The sequence below is a fragment of the Acinetobacter sp. AG3 genome, assembly GCF_022343575.1.
GTDB lineage: Bacteria > Pseudomonadota > Gammaproteobacteria > Pseudomonadales > Moraxellaceae > Acinetobacter > Acinetobacter guillouiae.
Map to the genome: position 1 here is coordinate 4446398 of NZ_JAKQZD010000001.1, position 13685 is coordinate 4460082.

The following is a 13685-nucleotide window of genomic DNA, read 5'->3' on the forward strand; positions in this document are numbered from 1 at the left end:
ATCAAATCCATAAATCCATTTGCAATGCAGGACTGAGCAAATGCGGTTCATCCTCGATCTTTTTACGTTGAGTATTCTCAATAACAGGGATACGTTTACGACCTGCTTTTTGATACGCTAAATCGAGATGTGTAACATCTTCAGAAGGGGGCAAACTCAAAGGTGTTCCATCGGGAATGTTCGGATCATCCAGTAGAGCAATCATCTGTTCACAACGTTTAATTGTAAGCTCTCTAGTGTGCAACCAGACCGTTGCACCAGTAACATTTTTACTAACAGCCTCCTTATCCTTTGCCCATAAGATTTTTTCTTTTCTAAGTCGATCTTGAAGCCGTTTTTTCTTTTCATCATCCCCCTTAATACAGACATGCTCTGTACAATTAAGACAGTTTCTATACTTTAGGCAGGGTTCATCAATATAAGAATGTGTACAAAGTCCAAACTCAGTAGTGTGCATAGACAATGTTGTTTTGGTATTTAGCTCTTGCAGAGTTCGAGGTGTAGCTATTTGGAATGTAAATGTACTATCAGTATTTACTGTACCAACCTCATTGTTCTGCATCTCAATTAAGCCATAATTACGATCTTCAACCGAAGTATGGTCATATACTCGATTTTGCTTCATATCAGCCCGCCCTGACCATTTAGCGAGTAACATGCTATCCATTCCATTGGTATTTGCTATCGTATTGAGAAGATGCCTAAATTGATGTGTAGACACACTGTAGCCACCATATCCCCATCGTTGGAAAATGGATTGAACATTTACTAACTCATCACGTCCTTTCTTCTTTTTTTTGGTGGGAGATAAGTCTTCATTTAAAGTATCAATATGAGGCATCCATAATTCTGAGAAAATAGTTGCTTTATCACGATGGAATTGGTTTGCGAAACAACAAAATAAAGCTTCTGACCATTTAACCTGTACGCCATTACCCGTTTTAAAAGGTACGTAAGGAAAGCCATCTGGCAGTCTCTTTCGCAGCATAATATTTAAATCATTCAGGCAGACTGAATAATCATGAATAGGAATCTCACGAGTTTTTAAAAATTTTATACCGCTGTTATTTGCTTGACTTTCATCATATTGCGACACATCAAATCCCATTGCCAACAACACTTCACTACGTTTTAATAACTGATCATCAGGCACTTTGGGACAAAGCTCATGTCTCGGAAATTTATCGCTTGTCTCAAGCAAGTATGCTAAATGTCTAGGCTTTTCTGACATCTTAATCAAACGTTCAACAGCCCGTTTGACCGTTGGAATCATGACACTTGGAATGTATTTTATGTCATACCCATAATTTTTCTGTGCATACCACCTGATACCTAATACTTTCTCAATATTAGAACCATCTGCCACAAGCCCTAAACTGCTCTTAGAAACCGTTTGGACTTCTTCCTCATGGATACAATTATGCTTTAAGAAAAACAGCTCTGATGCTCGTTCAGGCGCAGCTAGAAGCAGGCTCACAGCACTGGTGACAAAAATATCTCTACCTGACAACTCTGAATCCTTTCGAGAGAAAATATCAGCTAGAGCAAAAATAGCATCCTCATCAGGAAGTTTAGAAGCTCGATGTTCCTCTGATTCATCATCTAACACAATTGATTTTTCAGAAGGCTTTTTAATTAGACTTTTCCATTCTGGTAAAACAACTATTTTTAATTGGCGGAGAAAGTCTAAAAGAATCTTTAAGTGTCTTCCCACATGATAAGCAGAGCTTGCTTTATAGTTTTCCTTTGCATTTTCAGCAGCTAAGTCAAAATCAGCAATAACCAATTTAGTTAAATCAACTTCACCATATCGGTCTAAGCATATTTGTTCTATGGCCCGGATTGAAAGAATTGTATCTTGAGTTTTTAACTTATTATTAATTCGTTGATACTTAACATACGCTTTGGCAAATTCTAGAATTGAATGATGCAAAAGATTTTCAGGTGATCTATCTTTGGATGAAATACCCGTTTTGACAAAATTTACTTCGCCTTTCCAATAATTCTCATCAAATTTAATATCTTTATTTAATTCTGATAACTGTTTAACAAAATCAATAAACCGCTTAATTTCAGAGTAAGGAGATTGGATTTTGTCAGATGGAAAATATATTAAATTATCCATGGTTGAACTCCTTACAAGCATCAATAACTTGCTGAACGGCAATAATTGTACGGTCATTCACGGCAGCGACTTCAAGGCTACAACCCATCGCAATTAGATCATCTCGCTCTTTAATTAATTGCTCTAGAACCAAATAATGAGGTGCATTTGCCCAAGGCATAAACTTGCTACACAGATAACATGCGATTGGTGCATAATCATTGCAGTATTGATTCGTACCACATGAGCCAACGTCACAATCTTGTTCTACAGAAGAAATTCTATTCGCATCTTTAATTTGTGATTGAGCCTCAATCTCATCCTTTACAACTTTTCCCTGAAAAGCATCTGCATATTTGCGTAAACTTTCATCCATGATAGATGAAATTTGTTGTGCAATTTCAGGAACACTTTCTACATAGCAGTGTGCATTCTGGGTGTCATGATGATCTAACAGCTTTGCAATAACATTCACGCCTGCTTTTTGCCTAGCAGCATTTGTTCCAAGTGTATAGCGAAACCGATAAGCATTAACAAATATTGGCTTACCTGTTTCCCTTGAACGAACACCAAGCTTTCTTACCGCATCTTTTAATTTTTGAGTTAGTTGAACCGTAGGCAAATGAATAATTTCATTCGGTAAAATTTTCGAAATTTCCTTTTCATCGCCCCAATCTAACTCTGTTAATTTTTCAAGATCATAAAATAATGGTAGTTCATCAACTTCCTGTTTTAATAATTCTCGATTAATTGCATTACTCAATGTTTGTTCCAGAACCCGAATATGCTCAAATAAAATTTGAGCGATACTTTCACGAATTCCAACTTCACTAAAAGCAAATCGGAATCCACTACCACCTCTAACTTTAGCTCTCGGAATGTTAAGTATATGAACTTCATTTTTATCATTAAAATTATACTTATCCGTTACGTATAAGTCTTTTATCTTTAATCCTGCAATTTGGATTGGTCGTCTACCAGTCGCACAAAAAACACGAATTAGAGCAGCCTCATAATAGGAAATCTTATTTTCTGCTAAATATTCATTGGTTCTAGTGATAATTGTTTGAAATTCGAATGGGCTAAATGGGCCTTCATCTGGATCAAGGGAAAGGACTGCTGCTCCTTTTTCATTGCCACTCAATCTCCATGAATCCATTAGATCGTAAACTTCATCATCTACTGAGGAATAACCTAAATCATATAGTTTCTTCAAAAAGACTCGTAGCATAGCTACTTTGTATTCATCTTTTTTTGCCGAATAAAAATTTTTATAATTTAAAAGACCTTTAATTGAAAAATGATTCTCTCCTGTAATATCAAAATATTTACCAATATATTCGCACATGTTTGCTGTATGTGAACTTGAACTATACTTAGCAAAATGAACCAAAGTCATGACCACATCTGATTGGACAGAAAACTCATAATTTCGTATCCGAGAGATATCTATAGTTTTATTGATATCTAATACCCATTTCTGATCATCGATACTAAACTCATAACCTTTGAATGAGGTAAAAGTATTTTTCGACTTATCTAAACTATCGGTTCGAATTGATTTATTCATTTTCATCCTCAAATTTTTCTTGGATACCTAAGCAAATCTCTACAGCACGTTTATTCTCTGCACGTCTTGAATATCTTCTTGAACTTTGTGAGTTAGGTATCCACCCCATCAGATAAGCACGATCATTTTCAACTTGAGCTTCAGTCGTTTGACCTGTTGCCACTAAAAGTTGAGATTTCTCAGAAAATTTGTCATTCCAAGTATGTCTAAATGCGTGTGCATGTACATTGAATAGCACAGCTTTAGAGATTTCATAAAAGATTTTATCTAAAGCATTGATTGAAAGTGGCTGACCTTTATTTGATAAAATCAAAAAGTCAGTTAGCTCTGCATTTGGTATGGTTGATCTATAATTTAAAATATAAGTTTCTAATTTTTTCTTTAAGTTTAGATTGACTGCAATTGATCGACTTCTAGTTTTAACCAACGGCTGATATAGCCTAGAATCACTTCCATCATGAGGATTACGCTTAATAGTAAGATACGATGTACCACCTTTAGAGAGGGTTATATCTGTAATTTTTAAATTTAATAATTCACCTTTACGGCATCCAAGATATAAAAACAAATAGGTAATCAGCTCATTTCTATAAGTAATGTAATCTGAAGTCCAGATACAATTCTGATTATCCGGATCAACTGCCTTTAAAATTTTATGTAATTGATCACTATCAAAAGATTTGTATTCAGACTGAATATCCGTGGACTTGCGGGGTCTACGAGATTTTAAGAACCGTTTTGTACTTGTTATTGCTGATGAATGTAGATATGTCTCAAACCATCCAATATATTCAGCAAAATTAGTTAACCGCCGATATATTAATTGTTTGGATACATAGTCCTGAGTAACAACCAATTTTGCTCTAGCTCGCTCTTTGTTATTACTTTTTGGAAAACTTATGATCTTTGTTTTTGAAGCTGTCCCACTTAATCGACTGCGATTGAAACTGGTTAAATTTACTATAGCTTCTATTTCGTTTAGTTTTAAAAAATCTTTACTTTTTATCCTTTGTTCCAAGTCAATTCCTAACTTATCCAACAACTGAAACAGCAACTTAATATCTTCCAGAATAGCTGTAATAGTATTGATTGATAGACCACGATTTCTTAAATGAATGATCGTATATAAATTTGGATAAGTCATAGGAACATCATCACTATTCAAAAGAACAGCGAATCTCTCACCACTACTCATTACAAATCTTTTAACAGACATCATGGTTATATTTAACAAAATATCTAAGTATTAAATATCATAATATATAAGTAAAAAAATTTACAGAACCATTTCTAGTATCTGTAAATTTCTTTTGTAACTAACTGCTAATAAAGAATAATTTTATAAACTTTACAAAACATGGTCTCTAGTAGGTGTCAAAACGGTAAGTCATCATCCAAATCCGCAGGGGCAGCAGTAGGTGCTGATGGTGCAGCTGCAGGTTTAGGCGATTGAAAACCTTGGTTTACATTGTTTCCGCCATTGCCATAGCCACCTTGTGGATTGGCATTGCCGTAACCACCACCTTGATTCGCATAACCGCCACCGCCTTGGTTGTTGTTAAAACCACCTTGCTGGTTGTTATTGAAACGTGGTTGGTTATAACCACCATTGTCAGCAGCAGTGCCTTCACCTTGTTGACGGTTATTATCAAGCATCTGCATTTGTTCGCCACGAATTTCAGTGGTATAGCGCTCTTGACCATTTTGATCCGTCCACTGACGGGTACGTAAAGAACCTTCAATATAAACTTTTGAACCTTTACGTAAATACTGCTGTGCAATCTCACCTAAACGGTTGTGCAATACAATACGATGCCATTCCGTTTGTTCTTTTCTTTCACCGGAATTTTTGTCTGTCCAAGATTCACTTGTCGCAATTGAAAATTGAGTGAGAGAACCCCCATTTGGGAAAGTTTTAGTCTCAGGATCACGACCTAAAGTACCAACTAAAATAACTTTATTTACACCACGCATTAGATGTTATCTTCCTATTCGATTCTATGTTTTACTTTATAAGAGTTATGTTTAAATGGCTACCTCTTTCCCAAACAACTGCGTTAAATGTTGTCGCGCAGCATCATCAATTTGCTGTTTATCAACCTTTATATACGCAACTTGCTGGTCAGACATAACCACAACTTCCTCAATACCACGAATTGACAACAACTGAGAAGTCCAATTATCGGTTTGTTTATCCTCAGGCAATCGTAATACGATTGATGTTAAATATCGTGGTTGAGCTAGCCCAAAACTAATGAGCAACCAAAGTATAGCAATAGCTGATAAGACACTCCAACCCATTGTTGTATTATTGAGCAAAATTAATTGCCCACCAAGTGTCCCACCAAAAAAAGCCCCTAAAAATTGAGCACTTGCATTAACACCCATCGCTGTTGCTTTGGATTGAATCGGTGCTGCTTTAGACAGCCATGAAGGGAGTAATGCTTCCATGACATTAAAGGCAATAAAGAACAATCCAAGGCCTAACAACAAGATATATTTGGATTCATAACCAAAAATCAGAACGACTAATCCCGCGATAATTCCCGCAATTGCCGTTAGAAAAATGCTGCGCATTTTACGGTATTTTTCAGCCAGAATAATGCTCGGAAATGCAAAGAACAGACTGATGACCAACAAAGGCAAGTAAACAATGCCATGTTGCGCCAAAGGAATCCCAGCAAAATTGATCAATTGAGAAGGTACATAAACAAACATTGCGGTAAGCAATAAGTGCAGTGCAAAAACTGAAACATGCAGACGATTCAAATCGCCCATTTTTAAGACTTGTTTGAGCTGATGCAGATAACCTTGTTTAAAGTTTTTATGATGACGGGTAGTTTTAGGCACCATAAACAACATGAGGATTGCCAATAATCCCATGATTGTTGTTACCCAGAATAGTCCTGAAATCCCCACCAAACTGGTGAGCCAAGGTCCTAAACTAAAAGCCACAACAAAAGACAATCCGATACTCATGCCCATCACAGCCATGGCTTTGGTTCGATTTTCTTCACGGGTAACATCCGCCAGCAAAGCCATAACAACCGCAGATACAGCGCCAGCGCCAGCAATCGCACGGCCAATAATGACCCCATAAATGGTTTCAGACATTGCCGCAACAGCACCACCCAAAGCAAACAGCAGTAAGCCAAAAACAATCAAAGGTTTCCGGCTAAAACGATCTGCCCATAAGCTAAAAGGAATTTGCAGAAGTGCTTGGCTGAGGCCATAGACGCCGACCGCTAAACCGATCAAAGCAGGTGTGGCATACTGATAAGACTGACCAACCACCGCAAACACAGGGATAATCATGAACAACCCCAACATGCGTAAAGCAAAAATACTACTTAATGCAAAGGTCGAGCGGCGTTCTAAAGGATTCATCATATCTACTGGCTTATCAAAACTGGCGAGCTAATTATCAAACACATCATCGCATATTGTGGCAACTTTGTGGAAACATTGAGCATAAAAAAGAGCACTGTTAAAGTGCTCTTGTATTGTAATCACTTTTCTTAAAAAAGGATTAACTCTGTTGTTCAATTCGCTTGTTATATTGAATCGATGCAATCACTGCCCAAACAATAAAGGCAACACCAATCAAACCTGTTACCACCTCAGGTACATGTAAACCTGTACCACTTGCAATCATGATAAATGCCAAAGCACCAATGGCATAATGCGCACCATGCTCAAGGTAGATATAGGCATCAAGTGTACCTTTATCGACCAAGTAAATTGTCATTGAACGAACAAACATCGCACCGATAGCCAAACCAAGCATAATGATGACAACATCAGAGGTAATCGCAAACGCACCGATCACGCCGTCAAAACTAAATGATGCATCTAAGACTTCTAGGTAAATAAAGCCACCAATACCCGCTTTGATCACACCTGTAGGTGCACCATTGGCATCATGACCCACAGCATTGCCGTCTTCATCCACTTCTGGCTCGCCACCCAGTAAATGACTGAGTACTTGTACACCAATATAAATCACGATGCCCCAGATACCTGCCATTGTGACCACAAGGCGTTTCGCTTCATCTACATTTGCAGCCATAATCAGCAATGCCACTAAAGCAAGGAATACCGACATTGCTGGTACATTGGCCAAGTTGGCTAAACGCTTTTCAATCCATTTAAACCAATGGGTATCTTTGCCTTCATCCAAGAAAAAGTTTAAAAATACCAATAACAGGAATGAACCACCAAAAGCGGCAATTTCAGCATGATGTGCCAATAATTTTTCTGAGTATTGAATTGGATCATTTAATGCCATTTTCACAACATCAAACATGCCCATATCCGCTGTGACTGCAACAATCACAACAGGAAATACCAATCGCATACCAAACACAGCAATCAAAATACCAACGGTTAAAAAGATCATTTTCCAGAAATGATCCCAATTACGCAGTACAGATGCATTTACAACAGCATTGTCAAAAGACAGAGACACTTCCATAACAGCAAGAATTGCCGTAATAGTCAGTGCAGAGAGCATGGCTTGCACGCCTGCATTTGGACCATGGGTAAAGCCCCAATATGCAGAGATTGCCAAACACACGATCGTAAAAAATATTGAGAAACCAAAATGTTTCATCATGGGAATTCGACCTACGGAGAATAGTTTTTGAATCAGAAAACTGAAATAAAAATCGCGTTTTTAATGCGCACATTATGACGACTTTTTCACATTTATCCAAAGTTCTTTGTCATATTTTTATGCAAATACAGCCGAATTTTCTGCATTCAAATACCTAAAGCAATTTAGAGTTGTTATAGTCTTGCAAACTGAAATCATTTTATAACTTGAATCATTGCATAGGAAAATGACATGTCTTTTTCTCAAGACGTATGGCAACGTAATCTTGCTTTATATAACAAAACTTTAGCGCTTCCATTTAACCAAGAACTTGCGACAGGCTCATTAAACAAAGAAGCATTTTGTCATTATGTGATTCAGGATGCGCATTATCTGGTGGCTTATGGTCGTGCATTGGCTGTCTGTGGCGCAAAAGCATTTGATGCTGACGATATCATCCAATTTACCCAAGGTGCGAAAGAAGCAATTGTGGTTGAACGTAGCCTACACGATGGATTTATGAAAGATTTTGGGATTAGCAAAGCTGACTTTGAGAATACCCCGCTTACCCTTGCCTGCCATCACTACACTGCTTTTTTAACTGCGACGGCTTGGTCTGAAAGCTATCCTGTGGTTTTGGCTTCGTTACTGCCTTGCTTCTGGATTTATGCAGAAGTTGGAAAAGATATTGTGAGTAAATCTATTGCCAATAATCCATATCAAGCATGGATCGATACCTATTCGGGTGAAGAGTTTAACGAAGCAGTTAAAAATGTTTTAGCGACGATTGACCGTATTGCAGAACATTGCGATGCAGATACCCTTGAGAAAATGCATAAGGCTTATACCAAAGGCGCTGAATTAGAGTGGTTGTTCTGGGATAGCGCTTATCATCAAAGACAGTGGTTGGGCTTAGATCAGTAATACAATTTTATTGAAAATTAACGATGTAGATAAAGATGAATAATTAAGCTACTTCATGTATTACATCTACAACTATCCCTCATAAAACTGAGGGATAGTCTCAATAAAAAAGAGTGCCAAAGCACTCTTTACTCGTAACAGAATACATCAAAACGCTATTTTAAATTAATCTGATAAATTGCTGTACTGCCACTGACTTCATTGCCCACAATCAACATAGGCTTTGCATTTGGTGAATCTTTGGCAGAGACAAACGTCAGTCCTTCAGGACCTAAATCACTTTTCTCAATCAGAATCTGCTTGCCATCCTTGTTTAAGATCGGCTGACCTTTAGCATCTTTATAAACCTGATCCTGTTTAAAGGTACGATTATTAAAATACTGTATAAACACAGGCTTTTGTGGATTACTAATGTCGTATACCATAATCCCACTTTGGCGCTCTAAGCCGATAAAGGCAAAGGTTTTTTTACCAATCGTACCTAGCGCTAAACCTTCAGGCTCAGGCCCTTTATTGTCACTTCGGTCATCAAAAGCCGCCGCTTCATGATCACTATTAAAGTAATTTGGAAATAGCTCAGCAACTTTACGCTCAAATTCACTGCCTGAATCCCAAACTAACTTGCCTTGTGCATCCCATATACTGAAAGAACGTGCGCCATAGCTATAAAGTTTACTATAGGTCAATAATCCATTGGCATCCAATTTTGGTGAGCCATCCGTGTTGGTTTGATAACCCATATTCCAAGCAATGTTTAAACGTCCTAATTGTGTATCATCACGGCACATGCCCGGATCAGTCGCTGTTGCACCACAATAGGCAAAAACTGTGGCGTCTAGTTTGGCCCCTTTTACACCCGCAACAAGATTGGTCAAATGAGCAGGATAATCGCCTTTATTATTGAAACCTTTGACGTTGAATAAATGCTTCATTCGAATTGCTTCTGCAAAACCTTTACTTTGATCTCCAGCATAATATGCAGTTGAGTCCTTCAACCATTCACGTGAATCACCTTCATTGGCTGTGACTAAATAACTTGCCCCATTGGCTTGATAATGGGCAATTGAATCAGGTTGATACATCCCCACCAAACCCGGCCAAGCCTGAATATTAATTTTTCCATCTTTATCACTGACATCTAGCGCATTATTAGCAAGTCCATGATCTTTATAACCTAATGGAAAAATATCAGTCACTTTTTTAGCAACGATATCAATTTTGGCAATGGCATTATTTTCTTGTAAGGTCGCCCAAGCGGTTTTCCCATCATTGCTGATGGTGATGTACTCAGGTTCTAGATCCTGAGCCACCGTCGCTTTAGGACCAAAAATACGTACACCCGCTTTAATCAAATCGGCTTTTTTATCATTAAATGCTTTAAAATCGGCAAGGCTGGCGGTTGGTCGTTGAATATTGCTGATATCAATAATGCTGATTGAACCTTCAGGATCAATACTATAGTCATCATTGGGTTCAGCCTCATTTGCCACCAAAACAGTTTTACCATCGGGGCTAAATGTCAGCATATCAGGCAAAGCACCAACTTCGACTTTACTGATCAATTTCAAATCTTTGGCATTAAAAAAAGCCACAATCCCCTTATCTGTTTTTTGCTTGGCTTGAACAGCAAGTGCCACTATGCCATTTTTAATTGCAACTGAATTTACTTCTGAATCAGCTAAAGCTTCACGGGCCGAAAGCTCACCAATATGCACAGGTGTTTCGGGTTTAGACACATCTAACACATCAACTAAACCCTTTTTAGCATTGACCACAAATACCCGTTTTGTTGTTGCATCATATGCCGGAATCTCTGCTGCACTTTCAGCAAAAATACCCGTTTCATAACGCCCCAATAAGCTTAAATTAATGCTTTCAGGGGTGGCTTCTTCAACCGTTGGCGCTGTTGTTTTATTATCATCATTACATGCCACTAAGCCAACAGAAAGCATTGCTAAACACAATGCTGAAACTTTTATGTTCATAAACAGCCCATTTTTTGTTTAATTTGGCTTAATGTATTCATCATGGGTGTAAGTTCCATGACAAGCAGATTACAGTTTTATGGCAATTTCTTGAACATTCAATTGGGTATCGCGCCTGATTCAATATAAAGCAACGATTTCATACAGATTTAGTCAGATGATTGTTTTAAAATATTCACAAAATGGGATTATTTAAGTTCTATGACGACTACGCCATCGCACAGTAAACTCCAACCTAAATTCTATTTATTGGTTTTTTTAGTTTCGATCGGCTTTTTCATGCAAGGCTTAGATACCACGATTATCAATACCGCTTTGCCTGCTATGGCAGAAAGCCTGCAAGAAAATCCATTAAAAATGCATGGCATCGTGATTAGCTATGTCTTGGCAGTTGCTGCGTGTATTCCTTTAAGCGGTTGGTTGGCAGATCGCTTTGGGGTACGAAATATTTTCTTTGCAGCGATCGTAATTTTTACCGCTGCCTCATTGGGCTGTGCACTGTCCAATGACTTCAATCTACTTATTGTATTTCGAGTTATTCAAGGTATCGGTGGCGCATTACTGGTTCCAGTCGGGCGACTCGCTATGTTAAAAATCATCCCTCGTGAGCAGTTTCTTTCTGCAATGAGTTTGATGAGCTTGGCGGGATTACTCGGTCCATTAATGGGCCCGATCTTAGGCGGTTGGTTGGTCGAATATGCCTCTTGGCACTGGATTTTTCTGATTAATTTACCCATCGGTATTTTAGGCACTTTTGTCACCTTTAAAGCCATGCCCAATGTGGCTGAAGCATCGGTAAAATCCTTTGATTTCAGTGGCTTTATCCTATTGGCAATCGCAATGGTGGGCATGGCATTAGGGATTGAAAATATTGCCAGCAATGAAATCTCCAGAAACCTGAGCTTAGGCTTACTTTTCGCAGGGATAATCTCAGCATTGGTCTATGCCTATCATGCCCATACCCATAAAAATGCATTGTTTCGTAGTCGACTGTTTAAAAATAAAATCTATACCATTGGTGTACTCGGTAATTTCTTTGCGCGCTTTGGTGGGAATGCGGTTCCCTTTATTTTGCCGCTGATGCTCCAAGTTGCATTTAAAATGGAACCTTTTATGACTGGGGTAATGATGACCCCAATTGTACTCGGTTCATTATTTTCTAAACCCATCATTCGCCCGATTTTACAACGTACTGGTTATCGTCCATTTCTACTGGTCAATACCTTATTGATCGGTGCATGTATTGCCAGTTTTGCCTTACATACAGCAGATACCCCGACATGGTTAGGTGTAGTGCATTTCTTTATTTTTGGTGTACTCAACTCATTACAGTTTGTGACCATGAATACCCTTACGCTTAAAGATCTCCCGCAACAGGATGCCAGTAGTGGGAATAGCTTTTTATCGATGATTATGATGTTATCAATGAGTATTGGGATTGCTTTGGCAGGTACTCTACTCAATGCATTTACAGGCTATTTTAGTGAAGCGCATATTACACAAGCATTTCACTATACCCTGATTTGCTTAGGTGCGATTAACATCATTACGGCGTTGATATTCTTTCAAATTCCCAAAGATGCGCAAATTTAAGTGTTGCAATTTTTATCCAGCCATCGTTTTTTAGAACCAAAGCACGTTAAACTGATCCATCTGGATATTTAGAAAAACCATGTCAAAATACGCTGCGAAAAAACACAAACAGCAAAAAATCACTCGCAATAGCTCAGTTTTAGCGATCGCACTTTTCTGCTGCGTCATACTCGGGACTTTGTTTTTTGTTCATAATAATGCTGCCTTGGCTGAAGCCTATCCGATTAAAGGTTTCGATGTATCACATCATCAAGGTGATATTGATTGGAAAAAAATCTCCCCGCAGCACTATCAGTTTGTCTATCTCAAAGCCACTGAAGGTGGCGATTATCAAGATGATAAATTTCAGCAGTATTGGTTAGAAGCACGTGAACGTGGTCTACGTGTGGGGGCTTATCACTTCTTCCGTTTATGTCGTGATGGTGATATTCAAGCACAAAATTTTATCAAAACAGTGCCAAATAAAAGCAATGCCTTGCCCCCTGTGATGGACTTGGAATATGACAGCAGTTGCATAAACATCTATACCAAAGAACAATTAATCAAACACATCAAAAGTATGCATGATCAATTGCAAAAGCATTATGGTAAACAACCGATTTTTTATACCTCTAAAATCTTTTACAACATGGTACTCACAGGTGAGTTTAAAGATACACCGATTTGGATTCGTGAATATAAAGATAAGCCAGATTTAAAAGACCAACGTGCATGGACATTTTGGCAACAGAGCAACCAAGGCAAAATTCAAGGCATCGAAAAAAATGTCGATTTAAATGTGTTCTATGGTGATGCAGAACAATGGCAGCAGTTTTTACAGAAAAATAAGTTGAATTAAGCGTAATCAAGATCATTCATGACATAAGCTGTCGCATATTCTTTACAAAATTCAAATTCATCAATAGAAACAAATCA

At 38.0% G+C, this 13685-nt stretch carries 10 protein-coding genes; 3 read left to right on the plus strand and 7 right to left on the minus strand.

All coding sequences use genetic code 11. The features are described 5' to 3' along the window. Window position 1 precedes the first annotated feature (1 nt). The 6 genes from L3V46_RS20730 to L3V46_RS20755 all read right to left on the minus strand — a co-directional run bounded on the left by L3V46_RS20730 (window position 2) and on the right by L3V46_RS20755 (window position 8286). Window positions 2-2125 carry an integrase gene (locus tag L3V46_RS20730; RefSeq protein WP_234623395.1) on the minus strand — a complete coding sequence of 708 codons (2124 nt, stop codon included), beginning with the start codon at window positions 2123-2125 and terminating at the stop codon, window positions 2-4. After that, window positions 2118-3674, minus strand: a complete 1557-nt coding sequence (locus L3V46_RS20735; protein ID WP_234623396.1) for a site-specific integrase — start codon at window positions 3672-3674, stop codon at window positions 2118-2120. The genes L3V46_RS20730 and L3V46_RS20735 overlap by 8 nt, the downstream gene beginning before the upstream one ends. After that, window positions 3667-4893, minus strand: coding sequence for a site-specific integrase (locus tag L3V46_RS20740; RefSeq protein WP_234623397.1), 1227 nt, complete (start codon window positions 4891-4893; stop codon window positions 3667-3669). The genes L3V46_RS20735 and L3V46_RS20740 overlap by 8 nt, the downstream gene beginning before the upstream one ends. A gap of 155 nt (window positions 4894-5048) precedes the next feature. Beyond that, window positions 5049-5648, minus strand: coding sequence for a single-stranded DNA-binding protein (gene ssb / locus L3V46_RS20745; protein WP_239046652.1), 600 nt, complete (start codon window positions 5646-5648; stop codon window positions 5049-5051). 51 nt (window positions 5649-5699) lie between these two features. Further along, complete coding sequence (locus L3V46_RS20750; protein WP_016539108.1) at window positions 5700-7064, minus strand: MFS transporter; 1365 nt, start codon at window positions 7062-7064, stop codon at window positions 5700-5702. 139 nt (window positions 7065-7203) lie between these two features. Continuing rightward, entirely contained in the window at window positions 7204-8286 is a 1083-nt protein-coding gene (locus L3V46_RS20755; protein ID WP_171066888.1) for a DUF475 domain-containing protein, read from the minus strand. Between the two features lie 234 nt (window positions 8287-8520). Between L3V46_RS20755 and tenA the strand changes: the two genes are divergently transcribed. After that, the gene (gene tenA / locus L3V46_RS20760) at window positions 8521-9192 is read left to right on the plus strand and encodes a thiaminase II (RefSeq protein WP_004818427.1); all 672 of its coding nucleotides are present in this window, start codon (window positions 8521-8523) and stop codon (window positions 9190-9192) included. A gap of 155 nt (window positions 9193-9347) precedes the next feature. Here tenA and L3V46_RS20765 read toward each other — a convergent pair whose 3' ends face one another. Next, window positions 9348-11177 carry a choice-of-anchor I family protein gene (locus L3V46_RS20765; RefSeq protein ID WP_239046653.1) on the minus strand — a complete coding sequence of 610 codons (1830 nt, stop codon included), beginning with the start codon at window positions 11175-11177 and terminating at the stop codon, window positions 9348-9350. 201 nt (window positions 11178-11378) lie between these two features. Here L3V46_RS20765 and mdtD point away from each other — a divergent pair, with 201 nt between their 5' ends. Together mdtD and L3V46_RS20775 are read left to right on the plus strand one after the other, a co-directional pair. Then, window positions 11379-12770, plus strand: coding sequence for a multidrug transporter subunit MdtD (mdtD, locus tag L3V46_RS20770; RefSeq protein ID WP_151802467.1), 1392 nt, complete (start codon window positions 11379-11381; stop codon window positions 12768-12770). A gap of 79 nt (window positions 12771-12849) precedes the next feature. Continuing rightward, window positions 12850-13608, plus strand: a complete 759-nt coding sequence (locus L3V46_RS20775; protein ID WP_239046654.1) for a glycoside hydrolase family 25 protein — start codon at window positions 12850-12852, stop codon at window positions 13606-13608. Window positions 13609-13685 lie beyond the last annotated feature (77 nt).